The sequence below is a fragment of the Solimonas aquatica genome (assembly GCF_900111015.1).
In the GTDB taxonomy this organism is placed as follows: Bacteria; Pseudomonadota; Gammaproteobacteria; order Nevskiales; family Nevskiaceae; genus Solimonas; species Solimonas aquatica.
On record NZ_FOFS01000013.1, the window covers coordinates 19,325 to 39,379 of the forward strand.

Below are 20,055 nucleotides of genomic sequence, written 5' to 3' on the forward strand. Positions count from 1 at the left end.
GCCAATTCACACTGCAACTGTTGCGCGCGCACTCAGCGCGCACGGCTCGGCAGCTCCACCACCGCGATGCCGCTGGCGGACAGCTCGCCGCGATGGGTGAGCGCCTTCTGGCTGATCTCCACCAGATGCTGGCCCTTGTCCACGTACTTGCGCGTCACCACGCCGTCGATGATCACCACATCGCCGTCGGGATTGTGGCGGCGGATCTGGCTCTTGGCCTTGCGCAGGAAACCATCGTCGCCGGCCCAGTTGGTGATCTGGTGCGTGAGCCAGGAGCAGCGCTCCGGGCCGTAGTCGTAAGCGCCCGGCGCGCCGACTTCCAGCGCGAAGGCCTCGTCCCAATGCACGCGCTCCGGACAGTCCGGCACGCCGAAGCGGTTCTTGATGCCGGTGCCGGGATGCTTCTGCTGCATCTTCCAGGCGAGCTTGTTGGCGCGGATGTACAGACCGCCCCAGCCCTGCGCGTAGCAGATGAAGCCGGTGACCGTCATCGGCCCCTTCATCATGCGCGGCAGCGCCTCGCCTTCCTGCACGTCTTCCCAGTAGCGGGTCTTGCCGCCGCGAATCTCCTCGGCCTCGTAGAGCTTGTAGAACTCATCGAGCTGCGCCTGCGTGAAGGGCTCCACCTTGCCCTTGACCTCGGTGTACTTGGTGCCGCGCTCGCGCGCCTCGTCGCGGTCGGTGCGGAACACCCAGCTGTCGGCACCGGCCACCTGATCGCCGTGCTGGTTGTAGAAGTCCACGTGATAGATCTGCTGGAAGGAGCGGCCGGCGAACTTGGTCTGATGCTCGACCAGATCCTTCAGATAAGCCTGCGTGCTGATCACATCATTGCGCAGCACCGGCTTGTGCCAGGTCCAGTCGGCACCGGCCCACATCGCATGCACGCCGGACAAGCCGCCGCAGTAGCCGGAGATGATGCGGCTGGTGGAAAACAGGAAGCTGGGCAGCGCCACGATGCTGCCGTAGCGGGTCTTGTTGGCGTACTCCGGATCGCACCACAGCGGATTGTCGTCACCGATGCCCTGCGCGTAATGCCGGATCGCATCGCGCGTGGCCTCGTAGTTCCAGGGCTCCAGCGTGTTTTCGATCTTCACGCCGATGCGCTTGCGCAGCTCGTCGAGACCTTCTTCGGTGATCTTGGGGAAGCGATTGGTGCCGTCTGCCATCTTCATCTCTCCTGAACAAATTCCGCCGGGCCTGGGCCCCAGGCCGCCATCGAATCCAGCTCCCGCTCCCTCCGACGCCGTCGCAGGGAGACGGTGGGGTTGAGGGGGACGCCGCCTGATTGAGCTTGCTCACTCCGCGCAGGCGCCTGCCCCCTCACCCTTGCCCTCTCCCCCATCGCGATGCGATGAGGGAGAGGGGACTGTTGTTCCTTCTCCGCTGCAAACCTTCATCTGTCATTCCCGTCCACGCGCTCGCGCGCCGGCATCCACGCTCAGGCCCGGGCCGCCGCCTCGCGCTCGCGCAGCACCTTGCGATTGACCTTGCCGGCCGGCGTCTTGGGCAGTTCGGCGACAAAGGCGATATGCCGGGGAAACTCGTGCTGGCTCAGGCGCTCGCGCGTGAAGTTCTTCAGCTCGTCGGCATAGGCCTCGCCGGCCGCGCGCGCGCTGACGATGAAGGCCTTGGCCACCTGGCCGCGCGTGTCGTCGGGCACGCCGATCACGGCGGCCTCGCGCACATCGGGATGCTTGAGCAGGGTGGCTTCAATCTCCACCGCGCTCATGGTCCAGCCGGCGGAAATGATCACGTCATCAGCACGACCGCAGTGATACAGATAGCCCTCGGCATCACGCCTGGCGAGATCCTTGGTGGTCTCCCAGTGATCCTTCTTCCACAGCATCAGCTCGCCCACCACGCCCGGCGCCGCCGGCGTGCCATCGCGGTTCTGCACCTGCAGCTTCAGGCCCGGCACCGGCTTGCCCAGCGAACCGGGCTTGACCTGGAAGTCGGGCGCGCCGGGATAGTTCACCAGCACCACGCCGATCTCGGTGGTGCCGTACATGCTGCAGGCCGGCACCCGGAAGGTCTGCTCGATGAATTCCAGCGTCGCCGGATCGATGGGCTCGCCGGTAAAGGACAGCTTGTTGATGAAGAAGCGATACGCGCCGGCCCGACCGGTGTTCTTCATCATGCGGTAGTGCGTGGCCGCCGCCGACAGGTTGGTGATCTCGAAATCCTGCAGCGCCTGCATCAGCCGCAGCGCGTCGAAGCGGCCGGAGAAGGTACCGGTGCTCACGCCCAGGGCCAGCGGCGCCAGCGTGCCGTGCCAGAGGCCGTGCCCCCAGGCCGGCGAGGACGGGCAGAAGTATTCATCGCCGGGGCGGATGCCGGTGCCGTACAGCGCCGCGAACATCAGGGTGACGAGGGCGCGATGCGTGTGCTTCACCGCCGCCGGCAGTTCGCGCGTGGTGCCCGAGGTGTACTGGAACACCGCCAGATCATCGGCGCGGCTGCGCGGCTGATAGCGCGCGGGGTAAGACTCCAGCTGCCGCAGCAGCGCCTCGTCGGCCACCACCACGCGCACGCCGGGCAGCTGCCGCGCCATCGCGGCTTTTTCGGCATTGCTGATCAGCAGGCGCGGCGCGCAGTCGTCCATGCGCAGGCGCAGACCATCCAGACCAAACAGGGTGAACAGCGGCACGCTGATGGCGCCCATCAGCATCGCGCCGAACAGGCTCACGTAAAACGGCAGCGAGGGCTCCAGCATGAAGGCGATGCGATCGCCGGGCTTGATGCCCTGCGCTTCCAGCCAGTGCGCAAAGCGCGAGGCCCCGGCGGCCAGCGCATCGAAGCTCAGGATCTCGTCGCGGCCATCGGCATGCGCGATGCGCACCGCCGCGCGCCGGCTGCCATCGGCATGCCGCAGGATGCATTCATGCGCGATGTTGAACCGTTCACGGTCACCGTCGAACAAGTCCCACAGCGCCTGCGAACTGGCGTGCTGCTGGGCATCGGCGTAACGGATGTAGTCGGTGAGCTTGGGCATCGATCAGAGCTGGTGTCCGGGCGCGGTCCTGGCCGCCTCCCCTTGCCGCGGCACTATGCCCGAGCAATTGCAGATAATGAAATTACTTCGATATATTGAAGACTCCAGCCGCCCCCGGGAACAGCACCATGAGCGAAGTCCGCAGCCGCAGCACCCGCCCCGACCGTGAACTGGCCAAGGCCGTGCAGGCCAGCAAGGCGCCGGCGATCTCGCGCGCCGCCGCCGTGCTGCGCCTGCTGGGCAAGAGCGACGCGCCGCTGGGTCTGCAGACCATTGCGCGCGAACTGGGCCTGGTGCCCAGCACCTGTCTGTACGTGCTGCGTGCGCTGGTGGCCGAAGAGTTCGTGGCCTTCGACCTCGACACCAAGCGCTATTCGCTGGAAGCCGGCGTGCTGACCCTGGCGCGGCACTGGCTGCGTCGCAACCGCTTCAACGATCTGGCGCAGGCCGCCCTGGAACGCATCAGCAAGACCTTCGACGTGACCATGATGGGCGTGCAGATCGTGGGCCTGGAGCACATCGTGGTGGTGGCCTGCTCGCAATCGGGCGCCAATCTGCAGGTCAGCGCGCAGATCGGCAGCCGCTTCCCGGCGCTGATCAGCGCCACCGGCCGCTGCATCGCCGCCTTCGGCAATCATCCCGAGGAAGAACTCAAGAGCCGCTTCAAGGAGCTGCGCTGGGATCATCCGCCCGGCTTCGAGGAATGGCTCAAGCAGGTGGCGCGCGTGCGTGCGCAGGGTTTTGCCGTGGACGATGGCCACTACATCGCCGGCGTCACCGTGGTGGCCGCGCCGGTGTGGAAATCCCGCGAGCGCCCGAGCCACGCGCTGGTGGCCATCGGCATCGGCAGCAATCTCAAGCGCAGAGGCCTGCCGGCCCTGCAGCAGGAACTGCTCGGTGCCGCCCGCACGCTGTCCACGCAGCTCTGCGGCGAAGTCTGAGCAGCGCGCGGGCTCAGTCCTGACCGAACACGCTCCGGCTCGCGCGATCGATCATCAGCACCCGCTGGCGGCGCGCCGCTGCGGAGCTGGTGGCGAAGCCGGTCTCGTCCTCGGTCTGGCCGTAGTTGTAGACCGGGCCGTGCGGCAGCTGCGCCAGGCTCAGGCGCGCCACGGTGTCGGCCTCGGGCAGATTGTCCGGCACCGGCAAGCCTTTTTGCTGCAAGAGCTGACGCAGCGCCGGCGTATCGACGCGGCCCGGTGCGGCATACAGCACGTCCACGCCCTGCGTCCGCAGCTCGGCCCATAGCGATTCGGCGAAGCAGAGACCGAAGGCCTTGGCGCCCGCATACAGCGACATGAAGCTGCCGCCGCCATAACAGGCACCGGAACCCATGAGCAGCACGCCGCCCCGGCCGCGCTGACGCATGCCTTTCGCAAAGTGATGCGTGCAGCGCACGGTGCAGCCGATGGTCTGCGCCAGCAGGCTCTCCCACACCGCAAGCTCACGATCCAGAAAACGTGCGCCATTGGGATCGGCACCGGCATTGGCGATGAACAAACCCACTTCACGCACGCCCACTACAGCGACGATGCGATCCGCCGCATCCGGCGCACTCAGATCCTGGCTGAGAATCTCGCAGCGCACACCGCTTTGCGCATGAATCTCCGCCGCCAGCGCACGCAAGGGCGCCTCGCGACGTGCGACCAGCACACTGGCGATGCCCTGCGCCGCCAGTTCGCGGGCGAAGGCGCGGCCCGTGCCTTCCGAAGCACCGGTGATGACCGCCCAGGGTCCGTAACGCGCTGGCAGATTCATCTCATTTGTCCCGAGCATCATCCAAAGCAGCCTCCAGGCGCAGCCGCGCTTGCAGGCCGACTTTAAGCGCGATATCACAACAGACAAGCCGCGCCGGCCCAGCGACGACACCAAGTCCCGCCATCAACAGCATCGGGTCTCGCCGGCACCGCAGCCGCCACCGGATCTCGCGGCGCCAGCGCGCACGGCAGATGCCGGCGCGGGAATAAAAAGCGAAAGGGAGGAGCATGCAGCGCATCAGCCTCGACGGCCTGAGCATCGCCTACGAACTGCACGGCAGCGTCGGTGCTCCTGCCATCGCCCTCACGCCCGGCGGGCGTTTTGCCATGGACAGCCCCGGCTTGCCGGAACTGGCGCAGGCGCTTGCCGCCGCCGGCCGGCGCGTGCTGCTCTGGGACCGGCCCAATTGCGGCGCCTCCGACCTCAGCTTCGAAGGCGATGGTGAATCCGCGCTGCAGGCGCGCAGCCTGATTGCGCTGATCGAGGCACTGCAGCTGGGCCCCACCGCACTGGCCGCCGGTTCGGCAGGCTCGCGCGTGTCACTGCTGGCCGCCGCGCTCGCACCGCAGACGATCTCGCATCTGGCGCTGTGGTGGATCAGCGGCGGCCTGCTCAGCCAGATCTCGCTGGCCAACTACTACTGCTTCGAATCCGCGCTCGCCGCCAGTCGCGGCGGCATGGCTGCGGTGGCCACGCTGCCGGCCTGGGCGCTGCAGCTCCAGCGCAATCCGCGCAATCGCGAAATCCTGCTGGCGCAGGCGCCTGCGGCCTTCATCGCAAAGATGGAGCGCTGGGCCGCCGCCTTTCTGCCTGAACCGGGCTCGCCCATTCCCGGCATGCGCGCCGCGGATTACGCGCGTCTGACCATGCCGGTGCTGATTCTGCGCAATGGTCTGAGCGATCTCAGCCACCCCCGCGCCACCAGCGAAGCCCTCGCACGCCTGCTTGCGCATGCCGAAGTGCGCGATCCGCCCTGGCCCGACGATGAATGGAACCAGCGCTCCGCCTACGCCGCGCAGCACGGCAGCGGCCACTTCGCGGGCTGGCCGGTGCTGGCGCCGCTGCTGCTGGCGTTCACGGCACGATGAAGCAAGCGCTGCGCGGGCCTGACAAGAACCATCACCACCGAACAGCCGCTCAAGGCGCGCAAACCGACCAGACCGTGGACAACCAGACCTACCCATCCCTGCTCAGCAAACCCGTACTCGTCGCCGGCGCCAGCGGTTTCGTCGGCAGCCACATCGCACGCCAGCTCCGCGCCCAAGGCCGCCAGCTGCGCCTGCTGCTGCGCAAGAGCAGCAAGCTGGACGCGCTGCGTGATCTGAATGCCGAGATCGTCTACGGCGATGTGCTGGACCCTGCCTCGCTGCGCACCGCGATGGCCGGCTGCGGCAGCGTGTTCTACAGCGTGCTCGATCCGCGCTTCTGGCTCACGGACGCCACGCCGCTGTATCGCAACAATGTGGAAGGTTTGCGCAATGCCATCGACGCGGCGCTGGAATGCGGCGTGCAGCGCTTCATCTTCACCAGCACCATGGGCACGCTCGGCTTCAATCCCGATGGTGCGGTCACGGAAGACATTCCCTTCAACTGGTGCGACAAGGCTTCGCCCTACATCCTCACCCGTCTGGAAGCCGAAACGCAGCTGCTGGCCGCCTGCCGCGAACGCGGCCTGCCCGGCGTCGCCCTGTGCATCGCCAACACCTACGGCCCGCAGGACTTCCAGCCCACGCCGCACGGCCAGATGCTGGCCGATGTCGCCTTCGGCCGCGCCACGCATGTGCTCGATTCCAGCCAGCCCACCGTGGACGTGCGCGACGCCGCCCAGGCCGCGCTGCTCGCCGAGCAATACGGCCGCGCCGGCGAGCGCTACATCATCGCCAATGAATACGTAAGCCAGGAACAGTTCTGCGCCCTGGCCTGCGCCGCCGGCGGCGGCAAGCCGCCGAAGCGCATCCCGCTGCGCACGGCCTACGTCATCGCCTGGGTGGTCGAACGCCTCTTCAAACTCGTCGACCGCAAGGACTCGCTGCTGAGCACCGATTCGGTATTCCTCTCCAATGCCTTTGGCCGCATGGATCACGGCAAGGCCAGCCGCGAGCTGCACTGGCAGCCGCGGCCGCTGGCGGAGACGATTCGCGATGCAGTGGCCTGGTACGCCAGCCAGCATCCGGCGACCTGAGCGCGGTGCCGGACAGAAGCGGCCCGGCAGCCGGGCGCCGGCCGCAGGGACGGCAGAAGCCGCGCATCACAGCATCGACAGCTTGGCGACGATCTCCCGGATATCGGCCGAGGCGTCCATGACGCCGTGCCAGTCTTCCTTGCGCACGCAGAGGATCAGGTAGTCCTTCATCAATTGCAGGTCCTGCCGCAACTGACCGGAACGCTTGTCGAGTGACTCCCTGATCATTGGCACCGTCTGGACCTCGGTTGGCATGGCCTGTCCTCTGCGAGGCTGCGCTTGATGCCGGGGGCGGGCTTTACTTCTTGCGGCCCGCACCGGCCGTGGTCTCTCGCGGGCCGGACAGGCCCTGCGCATGCATCAGCGCCAACTTTCTTTTCATCATCTCCGCGCCCAGTTCGAGCGTATCGACTTTCGATTTCCGGACCTTGGGAAACATCTCCGCCTCTTCTTCCTTGACGTGATGTTCGATCTGCTCGCCGAGCACGATGACCTTCGCGTCGTACAGCGCCTCGCTGGGCTGCATCGATTCGATTTCCTCGATCAGCTTCCTGGCTCCGGCGTGTTCGACCACCGCCTCGTCGATCATGTCCTCGTCATGCAGGGCCTTGCGCACCGCCGGGTAGAAGATTTCTTCCTCGATCTGCATGTGGATCTTCAGCTCCTGGCCGGCTTGAAGCGCAAGCTCGGCCTTGTGCTGCTCGGAGCCCTTCTGATCGTTCAGCTTCTCGAATTGCTTGAAGATGTCCTTCACCTTCTTGTGATCGGCGATGAGCATCGCGATGGCGTCTTCCGCCTCGGTCGCTACGGAAGCGGGGCTGCGTCTGGCTGCTGTGACCATGAGATAAACCTTTCAGTGAAATACGGTAAGCCACGACCGTAACTTTCAGGCCGACCCAGTGTCGGTACGCCAGCGCGCCTAGCGGCGCAGGCCCTGATCGGCCCGCGCCCGCAGCTTGCGATTTGACCGGTACGGCTCGCTTCTACCCCTGCAAATAGACGTCCAGCCTCTGATGCATGTTCAAGATCAGCCGCTCCTGCTTGGCCGCCAGATAGGTCTGCTTCATGCCCTGTGAATGCAGGCCTTCCTGGATGCGCGGGATGTTGCTCATGTCCTGGCGCGGGATCAGGCCGAGTTGTTCGGGGTCGTGGATGTCGGTGGCGAGCTGCAGGCTGGCGCGCGGCGGCTGCACGCCGGCGGGATAGGTTTTCACCGAGATGATTTCGAAGGTGCAGCGGTCGGGATCGTCGGCGTCGGGCAGCACGCGGTAGATGGCGGCGTTGCCGGCCTGCGGCAGAATCAGCACGTTGGGAAACAGCACGATCACGCCGCCCCACATCGCCAGAATCTCCGGATCCGGCCTGGGCATCGGGCGCTGCTGCCTGGCCGCGGTTTCGTATTGCACCTTCACGTACTCGGCGCCCAGGTTGGCATCCGGCGGCAGGTTCTTGTCACGCAGGGACAGCAGCAGCTGGATGTCGTCGCGGGTGATCATCGCGCCCAGACCTTCGGCGGTGAGGTTCATGCGCTCGGCCATCGCCTGCAGGCGGTCGCCCGACGGTTCCTGCACATGCCCGCCGATGGGCGTCTTCTCGCCACCGAAGAACCGGCCGTGGCCCTGGGCCAGGGCGTCGTAGCGGATGTTGCGGTAGAACACATCGCCGTCCTCGCGCTCGCCGTAGACGATCTCGCGGCCCACCTTCTCCAGCTGCGGATGCGTGGCGGAGACGTGATACGCCTCGTAGAAAGCTTCCTGCGCCACCTTCCAGTTGGCCGGCACGGGCGCCTTCTTCCACCAGATGGGATGCATCTGCTCCAGCGCGAAGTCTTCCAGATAGCGGCGCAGCGGCGCGATGAATGCATCGAAGCTCTGCGGCTGCTCGTCGAGATTGATGAACACGAAGCCGGCGAACAGCACGCTGTGCACCTCGCGCAGCTGCACGTCGGCGTCGCGCAGCTCGCCGTTCTTGAACTCATGGCGCTCCAGAATCATCTGGATGTTGCCGGCCAGCGACCAGCGCCAGCCGTGAAACGGGCAGATGATGCGGCCGTTCTCGAAGTGACCGCTGCCCTCGCCCAGCGTGGTGCCGCGATGCGGACAGAAGTTGTAATAAGCCTTGACTGAGTCGGCAGTCACGCGCAGCAGCAGCACGGACTGCTTGCCGATCCTGTAGGTGGTGTAGTCGCCCGGCTCGGGGATTTCATCGACACGCGCGGCCACCTGCCAGACGCGGCTCCAGAGCTTTTCGAACTCCAGTTTCAGAAACGCAGGATCGGTATAGCGGCCCACGCCCACGCCCTGCGCAAAGCTCTGCCAGCGGCGTGGCCAGTCCTGGCCCGGGACGGATGCATCCTGGCCCGCAATCGGTGCGCAGCTGGCGGGAACGCTCATGACTCTCTCCTCATCGGCTTGTCGGTTTGTGCGCAGCGCCTGCAGGGCCTGCGTCGGGTGGCCGTTATCCTCAGCAGCGGCATGCGCCGGCCGCCTTGATCCAGATCAATGCCGACATGGCTCCTCTCCTCCAGGCTAATTAGACAACCTTGTTGATTAATAACAGCCGAGATTTCCGGAGGAGTCCGCCATGGTCCTGGCCGCCGCAGCCGTCGCCGCACGCCCCGCGCATGTACCCGAGTCGCTGGTCTATGACTTCGACATGCGCCATGACGCCGCACTGAATTTCGATCCGCATCAACGCGTCTGGGATCTGGTCCAGCACGCCCCGCCCCTGTTCTGGACGCCGCGCTGCGGCGGGCATTGGGTGTTCCTGAGCCACGCCGCCAACTTCCAGGCCGCGCGCGATACCGAAACCTTTTCCAGCTCCTTTCTCACCCCGGAGCTGATGAAGATGCTGCTGGGCGATGCCGGCGTGGGTGGCAAGCACATCCCCACGCCGGTGCCGATCAATCTCGATCCGCCGCAGCACACCCAGTACCGCATGCCCCTGCAGGGCGCGTTCTCGCCCAAGACCATCAACAAGCTCAAGGAGGAGATCCGCGAGTTCGCCATCCGGCTGATCGAAGGCGTGAAGCCGCAAGGCCGCTGCGAGTTCATGGGCGACATCGCCGAGCATCTGCCGGTGAAGGTGTTCATGAACATGATGGGCCTGCCGCTGGAGCGCTTTGCGCAGTACCGCGCGCTGGTCAAGGAGAACATGGCGGCCACCACCGAGGCCGACATCCGCAAGCCCATCGCCATCCTGCAGCGCGTGGCCGAGAGCATGCGCGACATCTTCATCGCCCGTCGCGAACAGCCGCAGGATGACCTGATCAGCCTGCTGTGGACGCTTCAGATCGACGGCAAGAAGACCAGCATGGACGACATGGACAACTTCGGCGTGCTGCTGTTCGTGGCCGGCCTGGACACGGTGATGCAGGGCATGGGCCATGGCGTGCGCTATCTGGCCGGCGATCTGGACGTGCAGCGGCGCCTGCGCGCCAACCCGGCGCTGATTCCGGAAGCGGTGGAGGAAATCCTGCGCCGCTACACCTTCACCGTGCCGACGCGACGCGTGACGCGCGATGTGCTGTTTGAAGGCGTGCAGCTGAAGGCCAACGACAAGGTGATGCTCTACCTGCCGGCCGCCGATCTGGACCCAAAGGTGTTCCCGGAACCCCAGCGCTTCAATCTGGATCGCGAGAACAAGACCCACATCGCCTTCAACGCCGGCCCGCACCGCTGTCTGGGCTCGCATCTGGCGCGCGTGGAGCTGCAGGTGCTGTTCGAGGAAATGCTCGGACGCCTGCCGGAGTTCCGCCTCGACCCGCGACATCCGCCGCGCTTCCATGGTGGCAATGTGATCAGCATCGAGGTGATGGATCTGAGCTGGAAGGCGTAAGGCCCCTCAAGCGCAGGCTGATCGCGGGGTGGCCCGGCGGCGCAGCCGCGCAAGCCGCCATCGCGCCCACGGCGGGTTACGCGGTGACGCCGCCAGCCCTCCCTGCTGTTCTTTTCCGGATTCCCGCTTGCGCGGGAATGACAAACGAATCATTGCAATCAAATCAAAGGAGCCATCATGCAAATGAACGACATGGTGATCATCAGCGTCGATGATCACATCAGCGAGCCGCCGAACATGTTCCGGCGCCATCTTCAGGGTTATGAGCTGGCCAGCGCGCCGCAGTTTCACACCACCGACAGCGGCGCGGACTACTGGACGTATCAGGGCATGACCCTGACCTCGGTGGGCCTGAATGCGGTGGTGGGTCGCGTGCCGGAGGAGTACGGCATGGAGCCGCAGTCGCTGGCGCAGGTGCGTCGCGGCTGCTATGACCCGAAGGCGCGTATCGATGACATGAACGTCAACGGCATCGCCGCCTCACTGAACTTCGGCAGCGTCGGCGGCTTCGACGGCAGCCGCTGCTTCCACAAGGCGGCGGACAAGAATCTGGCGCTCACCCATCTGCGCGCCTACAACGACTGGCATATCCAGGAATGGTGCGGCCACGACCGCGCGCGCTTCATTCCCTGCGCGCTGCTGCCCACCTGGAACATGCATGCCACAGTGCAGGAGATCGAGCGCATCGCCAGACTCGGCTGCAGCTCGGTGACCTTGAGCGAAAACCCCACCAAGGCCGGCCTGCCCAGCATCCACAACGCATACTGGGAACCGATGTGGAAGGCGCTGGTGGAACACGACATCACCATCTGCCTGCACATCGGCTCCGGCAATGCCGCGCCGCATGCCTCCATGGAAACGCCCATCGAGGCCTGGATCACCACCATGCCGATGTCGATCGCCACCGGCGCCGCCGACTGGCTGCAGCTGGATGCGCTGAACCGCTATCAGGACATGAAGATCATCCTCTCCGAAAGCGGCATCGGCTGGGTGCCGTACTTCCTGGAGCGTGCCGACTTCAGCCACTGGCGGCACAAGGCCTGGACGCATTCCGGTTTCGGCGGACGCAAACCCAGCGAGGTGTTCCGCAAGCATTTCATGAGCTGCTTCATCGACGATGCCTTCGGCCTGAAGAACCTGGCCGAGATCGGCGAGGACATGGTGGCCTATGAATGCGATTACCCGCATTCCGATGCGCTGTGGCCGGAGGTGCCGGAATGGCTGTGGAAGAGCGTGCAGGGTTTGACGGATCAGCAGATCGACAAGGTCACGCATCTGAACGCGATGCGCATGCTGCGCTTCGATCCCTTCCAGAAGTATGCGCGCGAGCAGCTCACCGTCGGCGCGCTGCGCGCCAGGGCGGCGGCCGACCAGGTGGACATCAAGCCGATCTCCACCGGCGGCGCAGCACCGCTGGCCGAGGGCGAGACGGCGCGCCGCATCACCTCGGGCGATATCGTGAAGATGTTTGAAAAGCAGGCGCGCGCGGCCTGATCAGCCTGGGCGCTGCGCCCATCGGAAGGGCCCGGCCAGCGCCGGGCGTTTCCGACCAGGCTTCGGCTTCAAGCTGCCGGCGCGTAACCCAGAATGGCTTTGACTTCCAGGTACTCGTGGAAGCCGAACTCGCCCCATTCGCGGCCGTTGCCGCTCCTCTTGTAACCGCCGAAGGGCGCGTTGAAGTCGAAGCCGCCGTTCATGGAAATCCAGCCGGTGCGCAGGCGACGCGCGACCGCGCGGCACTGCTCCAGATCGGCGCCATTGACGTAACCCGCCAGGCCGAAGTCGGAGTCATTGGCGATGGCGACGGCCTCGTCGATGTCCCGGTAGCCGATGATCACCAGCACCGGCCCGAAGATTTCCTCGCGGGCGATCTTCATGCTGTTGCGGACCCTGGCGAACACCGTGGGCTTGACGAAGAAGCCCTTGCCGATGCCCTCGGGGCGACCAGGACCGCCGGCGATCAGCTGCGCACCTTCGCTGATGCCCAGCTCGATGTAGCGCTGGATTTCGTTGTACTGGTTCTTGGAGACCACCGGCCCCATGGCGACCTCGGTCCTGGGATCACCGACGCTGACCGCCGCCGCCGCGGCCCTGGCTGCGGCGATCGCTTCATCCATGCGCGCGGCCGGCACCAGCAGGCGTGAGCCGGCACTGCAGGTTTGCCCGGAGTTGATCATCATGCCGCTGGTGGCGCCGGCCACGTTCTCGGCCAGCCTGGCATCGTCGAGCACGATGAAGGCGCTCTTGCCGCCCAGTTCCTGGCAGACGCGCTTGACGGTGCTGGCGGCGGCCTTCGCCACTTCGATGCCGGCGGCCTCGGAGCCGGTGATCGACATCATGTCGATGCCCGGATGCGCGGCCATGGCATGACCCACCACCGAACCCTTGCCCTGAATCAGATTGAACACGCCGGGCGGCAGACCGGCGGCGGCGAAGATCTCGGCGAGGATGTGTGCGGAGAAATGCGATTCCTGCGAAGGCTTGAGCACGACGGTGCAGCCGGCGGCCAGCGCCGGAAACACCTTCACCGTGACCTGATTGATCGGCCAGTTCCAGGGCGTGATCATGCCGCAGACGCCAATCGGCTCCCTGGCGATCAGGGTCGCACCGTGCTGCTCCTCGAACTTGAAGTCCTTGAGCACGGCGATGGCGGTGGTCAGATGCCCCTCGCCCAGCGCGACGTGAAAGCCATTGGCGAGCCCGGCGGGTGCACCCATCTCCTCGGTGACCGCCGCGCCCAGATCCGCAGCGCGCTTGCGGTATTCCACCAGGATGCGTTCCAGCACCGCCACGCGCTGCTCGCGCGTGGTCTGCGACCAGCTGACGAAGGCCTTGCGCGCGGCGGCGACGGCCTTGTCCACATCCGCCGGCGAACCCAGCGCGATCACGCCGGAGACTGCCTCGGTGGCGGGGTTGATGGTCTGCGTGGTCTTCGGCTCGAGCGGCGCGAGCCACTGGCCGTCGATGTAGAACTTCAGATATTCGCGCATTACTGTTGGCCCTCTGCGTACCAGGTACGGAAACGATCGTAGTTCGGCGTGTCGAGATTCTGGTTGCCGCCATGATTGATGACCGGATCGATGGGCACGTGGATGACCGTGGGCCGGCCGCTGGCAAAGGCCTTGGTGATGGCGGCACCGAGTTCCTCGCCCTTGTCCACGTACATGCCCTGGCAGCCCAGGCCTTCGGCGATCTTGTCGAAGCGCACGTCCTTGCTCCAGTGCACGCCCGGCTCATTGCTGTTGCCGTGGCCGAAGGTGCGCTTGTACACGCCCACTTCCAGGCCCCAGGAGTGATCCACGCCGACCACGATGACCATCGGCAGATTGAAGCGGTGAACCACTTCCAGCTCGCCGATGTGATAGAGGAAAGCCGAGTCGCTGGTGGTGAACAGCACCGGGCGCTTGCCGCCATCGGCGATGGACGCGCCCACTGCATAGGGCAGGCCGGTGCCCAGGCAACCGAAGTTCTGGTTCCAGATCACGTCATGCGGCTTGGACTGCAGATAGGTCCAGGTGAAGATCACCGTGCAGCCGCCGTCGCGCGCGTGGATGGCGTTCCTGGGCATGGCCTTGGTGGCCTCGATCACCCACTGCCCGGTGTGCACGCGACCGCTCCCGGTCTTGAAGTCCTGCCGGGCGAGAGCCGCCAGACGCTTGCGGTCGGCCTCGATCCAGCGCGGCAGGTCCGGATGATCCTGACGCGGGCTGCCCTTCAGCGCCGCGCAGAGCTGCGGCACCACGCTGCGCAGATCGCCCACCAGCGGCACGTCGATGGGCCGGTTCTGGCCGATGGCCTCGGCGTCCAGCTCCACGTAAATCCATTTGCGATCCACCTTGCCCTTGGCCCAGAGATAGCCGCGACCGTAGTGCACGGGCTCGCCGATCTCGGTGCCGATGGCCACCACCACATCGGCCTTGGCGACGATCTCGTCGGCCACTTCCGCGAACAGATACGGGAAGGTGCGATCCTCGATGCCTTCGATGAAGGCATTGCCGCCGGAGGTCTGCAGCACCGGGCAGCCCATCAGCTGCGCCAGCTCGCGCACCTTCTGGCCGGCGCGCGTGCATTGCACGGCGTGACCGACCAGCAGCACCGGGCACTCGGCGTTCCGGATCAGCGCCGCCGCCCTGGCCACCATGTTGCCGTCGGCGCCGGGCTCCACCAGGCGATAGGCCGAGGGCGGCAAGGCCGCCGGTACTTCCAGCTCCTGCTGGATCACATGCGAGGGATACTCGATGTAGACCGGCCCCGGCGTGCCGGACTGGCAGACGCGAAACGCGTGACGGAAGGTCTCATCGGTCTGGTCGGCGTACTCGATGCTGGTACTCCACTTCACCGAGTTCTTGAACAGGTCTTCCTGCTGGATGAACTGGATGCGGCCACGGCGCACGCGACGCTCGGTGATGCGCGCACGCTGACCGCCGATGAAGATCACCGGGCAGTTCTCCACCAGCGCGTCCATCATCGCGCCGGAAGCCAGCGCGATGCCGGGGCCCAGCGTGGCGATCGCCAGCGCCGGCTTGCCCTTCATGCGCGCCCAGCCCTCGGCCATGAAGCCGGTGGCCAGCTCGTGATGCGGCGTGACGATGTCCCAGCCGCGACGCTCGGCGGCGTCGAACAGATGCACGAAGTTCGGGTCCGGAATGCCGAACACGGTCTTGATGCCCTCGGCCTCGAACAGCTCCAGGATGCGCTCGTACACCTTGATCTTGCGCACGCTGCCGGAAGCGGCGGCGGCGGGCGTCTTCTCTTCACCGTACATGGGTCGTCTACCTTGTCTGGATCGCAACGATTAAAAAATGCGGAAGCAAAGCGGCAGCCGGGCTTCAGCCCTGGCGGCGCGGCAGCTCGACCTCGGCCTTGGCGGTGGCCATCACCACGCCCAGCTGATTGGCCATCTTCACGTCGATCTGCACCAGCGCGCGGCCGCGCTCGTCCACGAGCTTGTCCACCACGCTGGCTGTCATCACCGTGATGTCGCCGGTGAAGGCGGGCCCGCGATACGAGCAGCTGGAATGCACCACCATGCCCCACTCGCCCGCCCAGCCGGACAGGTAGTCGAGAATCCAGGCGCCCATCGAAGCGCCGTAGCCATAGCCGCGCGGCATGCCGATGTAACGCGCCCAGCGCGGAAACAGATGGCCGCGTGAAGGGCCGATGTAGGCGCCGTCGGTGAGTTCCGGATTCTCCAGCTCCAGCACCGGGTCCTGCTCCTTGCCAGCCATCGGTCCGGTGAAGCCCAGCGCCTCCATGTCGAGATCCGTGCGGCGATGCACGCCGCACCAGATGGTGAACAGGTACGCGCGCCACTCCGTGGTGAAGCTGGCGATGCTGTGCGGACCGATCACGCGCGTGGGCAGCGCATCGCCCTTGCCGATCTCGTCCCACCAGCGCTTGCCGTGTCCCAGCTCGTGCAGGGACTTGATGTACTCGAACTTGCGCGCCTCCAGTTCTTCAAGCTGCGCATCGCTCCAGTCCGGATCATCGCTGGCTTCCAGCGAACTCATCTCGCGCGCCAGATCGGCGCGGTAGCGGATGGTGGTGGAACGCTGCTTGGCGATCAGCTCGCCGCCACCGTTGCGATAGAAGTTGTCGCCGCGCTGGAAGCAGGTGGAACCGGCAAACTTGGTGTCCTTCACCACGTAGTCGAAGGGAATGCGCTGCACCTCGATCAGATCACCCGCGACGATGCGCGGACCGTAGAACCACCACTCGTCACCGCCGAACAGCAGATGCGAATCGGGAATCCTGCCCACACAGGCCGGCGCCGCGCCGTGGCCGTCGTCGGTGGCGATGGCAAAGGACAGCGGCGCCACCAGACGTCCGAAGCGGCTGTCGGCGGCGTAGGCATCGTCGTAGTGCAGGCGGTTGGGATAGTGCATGGCCTGCGCCCAGCGACGGATGTCCATATTGCCCAGCGGATCGCGGATGCGGCCGCTCTGCATGGGCACGCCCATGTGCCGGTCGAGGTCGGAGCAGTCCAGGGTCTTGTCGCTCATGTCTTTATCTTTGTTTTCCGAAAGTGTTCGTGCCGCCGGCCGCCGGCGTGAGCAGCCGCACCGCGCCGCGCCCCATGTACTCGGCGAGATTGCGGTGGAAGTTGGTGACCTTGCGTTCCTGATGCGCGTTGGGCAGCGTGCCGCGGAAACCGCGTGAGTGCATGCCGCGCTGCACCGCCGCCATGTTGGAGAAGTCCTGCGCCAGCACCTTGCCCCACTTCCCGGCGCTGGGCTCGGCATACACCCATTGCGGCTTGGGCTCGGCCTGCGGCGGAAAGCGCTCGATGGCGTAGGACTCGAAGATGCAGCGGTTGGGATCATCGCCATACGGGCGCGCGCGATAGCACAGCGCGAAGGTGATGCCCTGCAGGATCGACATATTGGGAAACACCGCCCAGGCCAGGCCGGCCTTGGCCATCTGCTCGGGCGTGATGTCGGGCCAGATCACGCCACGCGCGGCATCATCGGCGCGCGCGCGCGCCAGCCAGTGCCGGATCACCTCGGGCGCCGGCGTGCCTTCCGGCAGCTCATCGACCAGACGCCTTGCAGCATTGACCAGGGTCTCCGTGGTGCTGGCCTGATTGACCGTGGTGTAGATCTCGTTCTGCAGCTGGTAGGTGGAGACGCGCGGATCGCCGCCCTTGCCGGCGCGGGTGATGGTGTTGGCCTGATCCATCTGCAGCTTGGCGTCGCGCTCCTGAAAGCCGCTCACGCCGTGGCGGCCATACGCCTTGCTCCAGGCGTAGGTGTTGCCATAGGCCACCAGCTGCGGATGCGTGCCCTCGACGTGATAGGGCTCCATGAAGGCTTCGATGGCGGTCTTCCAGTTGCAGTCGAAGATCACCCACTGCCGCCACTTGTAGCGCATCTTCTCGAACTGGAAGGGATCGAGGATGCCGGCCGCCGGTTCCAGGAACTCGCGCAGGGGCATGGCCTGCGGGTCCATGTTGATGAACAGCCAGCCGCCCCAGGTATCGACCTGCACCTCGGCCAGATGCGTACGCTCGTCGCTGAGCATGCCCTTCCAGTCCTGCTCGTCGAGCTTGAAGGTGCAGTTGCCGTCGAGATCGTAGCGCCAGGCGTGGAAGCCGCAGAGAAACAGCTTGCGATGCCCGGCCACGCCATTGCTGTCGGGCGGCGTGTCGATCAGCTGCCGGCCGCGATGCGAGCAGACATTGTGATAAGCCTTGATGCGATCCGGCGCGGTGCGCACGATCAGAATCGAGTCGCGGCCGATGTTGTAGGTGAGATAGTCGCCCACCTCGGGAATCTCTTCGACGCGGCCGGCGTGCTGCCAGACCCGGGCCCAGAGCCGGTCGGCCTCGGCACGGGCGTAGTCGGCGGACAGATAGGCCTCCACCGGAAAGGTCACCGGCTCGCTCAGTTCTTCAACGCTGACATTGCGCAGCTCAGTCATGATCTTCTCCTCGCAGTGCTGCGGAACGGCGGCGCCTCAGCGCCGCAGTTCGAGCCCGGCCATGTCGCCCCGCTCGCGCCACTGCGCCAGCAGCGCCTCGAAAGCGGTGAAGCCGGCCAGATAGAACTCGCCCAGGTAGTAACGGAACTTGCCCGACTCGTTGTTGAGATAGCTGGGCGGGCACTCGCTCTGCAGATACCTGGCAAACTCGGTGGACGGCGCCACGGTGCGCACCCAGTCCTCCTGCGCCTGCTGCGTCGGCTCCATCGCGGTGATGCCTTGCCGGCGCGCCTGCCGGATGATCTGGGCGATGTGATAGCCCTGACGGTTGTACTGCTCCACCGTGGTGGCATACAGACCGCCCTGGATATAGCCCGTGTAGAACAGGTTCGGGAAACCGCGCGCCAGCACGCCGTGCAGGGACTTGTAGCCCTCCGCCCAGTCCTCGTACAGCGACAGGCCGTCACGGCCGCGGATCTCGTCGATGCCCCAGCGCTGCTGCAGCTCGCTGGTGACCTCGAAGCCGCTGGCGCAGATCAGCAGATCGATCGGGTACTCGCGGTCTTCATGGATGAAGCCATGCGGCGTGAGCCGCTCCACACCCTTGGTGGCGGAGACATCGATCAGCTGGACGTTGGCGCGGTTGAAGCTCGGGTAATAGGTGTCGCTGGACAGCGGACGCTTGCAGTGGAAGCGGAACCAGGGCTTGAGCTTTTCCGCGGTGAGCGGATCGTTGACGATCTCGTCGATGCGGCGCCGGAAGCGCGCCATGACGTGATAGTCCTCCTCCTCGCGCATCGCCATCAGCGCCTCGGGCGTGAGCTCGGGCCAGCCCTGCGCTTCCAGCCTGGCGGCGATGTTGCGGTTGATCTCAGTCCAGAAGTCGCAGACCAGATCCTGCTCGCCGCGCATGAAGCCTTCCATCGCGCCGCGATGGAAATTGTCCTGCCGCGCCTTCTGCCAGCCGGGCGTGAGCGTCTTCACCCAGGCCGCATCGGTGGGCGGATTGGGGCGCGCATCCACGCTCGGCGGCGTGCGCTGCAGCACGTAGACCTGCTTCGCGTACTGGCCCAGGTAAGGCACGATCTGGATCGCGCTGGCGCCGGTGCCGACCACCGCCACGCGCTGCTGCGCCAGCTTGTCCAGCACCGGCGTCTCCCAGCTGCCGCCGGTGACCCGGTAATCCCAGCGCGCGGAATGAAAGACCTGGCCCTTGAACGCTTCCAGACCGGGAATGCCCGGCAGCTTGGGCCGGTTGAGCGCGCCGCAGGCCATGATCACGAAGCGTGCGCGGATCTCGTCGCCACGGTCGGTGGCGACGCGCCAGCGCCGCAGCGCGTCGTCCCATTGCAGGCTGCGCACCTGCGTGTGAAACAGCGCGCCTTCATACAGGCCGAACTGGCGGGCGATGCGCACGCAGTGCTGCTGAATCTCCAGGCCGTCGGCGAAGCGCTTGCCGGGGATGTAGCCGGTCTCTTCCAGCAGCGGCAGATAGCAGTAGGACTCGTTGTCGCACTGGATGCCGGGATAGCGGTTCCAGTACCACACGCCGCCGAAGTCGCCGGCGTGATCGAGATTGCGGACATTGCCGATGCCGGCCTTCTTGAGCTGCACCGCCGCCAGAATGCCGCTGAAGCCGCCGCCCAGCACCAGCACGTCGAGATCTTCCGACAAGGCCGCGCGCGGCTGCACCGGCGTGTAAGGGTCATCCATCTGCTCGGCCAGCGCGCCGGTCCTGGGCCGGTAATACTGCTGCTGACCTTCGCGGGTGAGGCGCTTTTCGCGCTCGATGCGATACTTCTCACGCAGCGCCGGAATGTCGATCTGCTGCGGCGTATCGGTGGGTTTGCAATTCATGGACATG

General features: G+C 65.9%; 16 protein-coding genes. 5 read left to right on the top strand and 11 right to left on the bottom strand.

What is annotated here, in order from left to right:
- Window positions 1–32: 32 nt before the first annotated feature.
- Both BMY12_RS15785 and BMY12_RS15790 read right to left on the bottom strand, forming a co-directional pair.
- Entirely contained in the window at window positions 33–1,169 is a 1,137-nt protein-coding gene (locus tag BMY12_RS15785) for an FAS1-like dehydratase domain-containing protein (RefSeq protein ID WP_093288771.1), read from the bottom strand.
- Between the two features lie 272 nt (window positions 1,170–1,441).
- A complete protein-coding gene (locus tag BMY12_RS15790) occupies window positions 1,442–2,995 on the bottom strand; it encodes an acetate--CoA ligase (protein WP_093288405.1) in 1,554 nt (517 codons plus the stop codon).
- Window positions 2,996–3,123: 128 nt separating this feature from the next.
- On the opposite strand from BMY12_RS15790, the gene BMY12_RS15795 reads away from it, so the two are divergent.
- The gene (locus tag BMY12_RS15795) at window positions 3,124–3,936 is read left to right on the top strand and encodes an IclR family transcriptional regulator (protein WP_093288408.1); all 813 of its coding nucleotides are present in this window, start codon (window positions 3,124–3,126) and stop codon (window positions 3,934–3,936) included.
- 13 nt (window positions 3,937–3,949) lie between these two features.
- On the opposite strand, the gene BMY12_RS15800 is transcribed toward BMY12_RS15795, so the two are convergent.
- The gene (locus BMY12_RS15800) at window positions 3,950–4,753 is read right to left on the bottom strand and encodes an SDR family NAD(P)-dependent oxidoreductase (protein ID WP_093288411.1); all 804 of its coding nucleotides are present in this window, start codon (window positions 4,751–4,753) and stop codon (window positions 3,950–3,952) included.
- 227 nt (window positions 4,754–4,980) lie between these two features.
- On the opposite strand from BMY12_RS15800, the gene BMY12_RS15810 reads away from it, so the two are divergent.
- A complete protein-coding gene (locus tag BMY12_RS15810) occupies window positions 4,981–5,841 on the top strand; it encodes an alpha/beta fold hydrolase (protein WP_093288418.1) in 861 nt (286 codons plus the stop codon).
- On the top strand, window positions 5,838–6,935 hold the full coding sequence (locus tag BMY12_RS15815) for an NAD-dependent epimerase/dehydratase family protein (RefSeq protein ID WP_093288421.1): 1,098 nt from the start codon (window positions 5,838–5,840) through the stop codon (window positions 6,933–6,935). Before BMY12_RS15810 ends, BMY12_RS15815 begins: the two co-directional genes overlap by 4 nt.
- A 66-nt stretch (window positions 6,936–7,001) precedes the next feature.
- Here the strand turns inward: BMY12_RS15815 and BMY12_RS15820 are convergent, their stop codons facing one another.
- The 3 genes from BMY12_RS15820 to BMY12_RS15830 all read right to left on the bottom strand — a co-directional run bounded on the left by BMY12_RS15820 (window position 7,002) and on the right by BMY12_RS15830 (window position 9,328).
- Window positions 7,002–7,190 carry a hypothetical protein gene (locus tag BMY12_RS15820; RefSeq protein WP_093288424.1) on the bottom strand — a complete coding sequence of 63 codons (189 nt, stop codon included), beginning with the start codon at window positions 7,188–7,190 and terminating at the stop codon, window positions 7,002–7,004.
- Between the two features lie 43 nt (window positions 7,191–7,233).
- A complete protein-coding gene (locus BMY12_RS15825) occupies window positions 7,234–7,776 on the bottom strand; it encodes a hemerythrin domain-containing protein (RefSeq protein WP_093288427.1) in 543 nt (180 codons plus the stop codon).
- 142 nt (window positions 7,777–7,918) lie between these two features.
- A complete protein-coding gene (locus tag BMY12_RS15830) occupies window positions 7,919–9,328 on the bottom strand; it encodes an aromatic ring-hydroxylating oxygenase subunit alpha (RefSeq protein ID WP_093288430.1) in 1,410 nt (469 codons plus the stop codon).
- 190 nt (window positions 9,329–9,518) lie between these two features.
- Between BMY12_RS15830 and BMY12_RS15835 the strand changes: the two genes are divergently transcribed.
- Window positions 9,519–10,772, top strand: coding sequence for a cytochrome P450 (locus BMY12_RS15835; protein ID WP_093288433.1), 1,254 nt, complete (start codon window positions 9,519–9,521; stop codon window positions 10,770–10,772).
- Between the two features lie 177 nt (window positions 10,773–10,949).
- Window positions 10,950–12,266 (top strand): amidohydrolase family protein, encoded by a 1,317-nt coding sequence (locus BMY12_RS15840; protein WP_093288437.1) that lies wholly within the window; start codon window positions 10,950–10,952, stop codon window positions 12,264–12,266.
- A 68-nt stretch (window positions 12,267–12,334) separates the two neighbouring features.
- Here BMY12_RS15840 and BMY12_RS15845 read toward each other — a convergent pair whose 3' ends face one another.
- The 5 genes from BMY12_RS15845 to BMY12_RS15865 all read right to left on the bottom strand — a co-directional run bounded on the left by BMY12_RS15845 (window position 12,335) and on the right by BMY12_RS15865 (window position 20,048).
- Window positions 12,335–13,762, bottom strand: coding sequence for an aldehyde dehydrogenase family protein (locus BMY12_RS15845; RefSeq protein ID WP_093288440.1), 1,428 nt, complete (start codon window positions 13,760–13,762; stop codon window positions 12,335–12,337).
- On the bottom strand, window positions 13,762–15,537 hold the full coding sequence (locus tag BMY12_RS15850; RefSeq protein WP_093288443.1) for a thiamine pyrophosphate-binding protein: 1,776 nt from the start codon (window positions 15,535–15,537) through the stop codon (window positions 13,762–13,764). The genes BMY12_RS15845 and BMY12_RS15850 overlap by 1 nt, the downstream gene beginning before the upstream one ends.
- Window positions 15,538–15,601: 64 nt before the next feature.
- A complete protein-coding gene (locus BMY12_RS15855; RefSeq protein WP_093288446.1) occupies window positions 15,602–16,774 on the bottom strand; it encodes an FAS1-like dehydratase domain-containing protein in 1,173 nt (390 codons plus the stop codon).
- 4 nt (window positions 16,775–16,778) lie between these two features.
- Window positions 16,779–18,191, bottom strand: coding sequence for an aromatic ring-hydroxylating oxygenase subunit alpha (locus tag BMY12_RS15860; protein ID WP_093288456.1), 1,413 nt, complete (start codon window positions 18,189–18,191; stop codon window positions 16,779–16,781).
- Between the two features lie 36 nt (window positions 18,192–18,227).
- Complete coding sequence (locus BMY12_RS15865; RefSeq protein WP_177189034.1) at window positions 18,228–20,048, bottom strand: flavin-containing monooxygenase; 1,821 nt, start codon at window positions 20,046–20,048, stop codon at window positions 18,228–18,230.
- Window positions 20,049–20,055: the final 7 nt, after the last annotated feature.

Bases quoted from the DNA above. Each gene is read 5' to 3' on its own strand.
- BMY12_RS15785 (WP_093288771.1), bottom strand. From the start codon at position 1,169: ATGGCAGACGGCACCAATCGCTTCCCCAAGATCACCGAAGAAGGTCTC.
- BMY12_RS15790 (WP_093288405.1), bottom strand. From the start codon at position 2,995: ATGCCCAAGCTCACCGACTACATCCGTTACGCCGATGCCCAGCAGCAC.
- BMY12_RS15795 (WP_093288408.1), top strand. From the start codon at position 3,124: ATGAGCGAAGTCCGCAGCCGCAGCACCCGCCCCGACCGTGAACTGGCC.
- BMY12_RS15800 (WP_093288411.1), bottom strand. From the start codon at position 4,753: ATGAATCTGCCAGCGCGTTACGGACCCTGGGCGGTCATCACCGGTGCT.
- BMY12_RS15810 (WP_093288418.1), top strand. From the start codon at position 4,981: ATGCAGCGCATCAGCCTCGACGGCCTGAGCATCGCCTACGAACTGCAC.
- BMY12_RS15815 (WP_093288421.1), top strand. From the start codon at position 5,838: ATGAAGCAAGCGCTGCGCGGGCCTGACAAGAACCATCACCACCGAACA.
- BMY12_RS15820 (WP_093288424.1), bottom strand. From the start codon at position 7,190: ATGCCAACCGAGGTCCAGACGGTGCCAATGATCAGGGAGTCACTCGAC.
- BMY12_RS15825 (WP_093288427.1), bottom strand. From the start codon at position 7,776: ATGGTCACAGCAGCCAGACGCAGCCCCGCTTCCGTAGCGACCGAGGCG.
- BMY12_RS15830 (WP_093288430.1), bottom strand. From the start codon at position 9,328: ATGAGCGTTCCCGCCAGCTGCGCACCGATTGCGGGCCAGGATGCATCC.
- BMY12_RS15835 (WP_093288433.1), top strand. From the start codon at position 9,519: ATGGTCCTGGCCGCCGCAGCCGTCGCCGCACGCCCCGCGCATGTACCC.
- BMY12_RS15840 (WP_093288437.1), top strand. From the start codon at position 10,950: ATGCAAATGAACGACATGGTGATCATCAGCGTCGATGATCACATCAGC.
- BMY12_RS15845 (WP_093288440.1), bottom strand. From the start codon at position 13,762: ATGCGCGAATATCTGAAGTTCTACATCGACGGCCAGTGGCTCGCGCCG.
- BMY12_RS15850 (WP_093288443.1), bottom strand. From the start codon at position 15,537: ATGTACGGTGAAGAGAAGACGCCCGCCGCCGCCGCTTCCGGCAGCGTG.
- BMY12_RS15855 (WP_093288446.1), bottom strand. From the start codon at position 16,774: ATGAGCGACAAGACCCTGGACTGCTCCGACCTCGACCGGCACATGGGC.
- BMY12_RS15860 (WP_093288456.1), bottom strand. From the start codon at position 18,191: ATGACTGAGCTGCGCAATGTCAGCGTTGAAGAACTGAGCGAGCCGGTG.
- BMY12_RS15865 (WP_177189034.1), bottom strand. From the start codon at position 20,048: ATGAATTGCAAACCCACCGATACGCCGCAGCAGATCGACATTCCGGCG.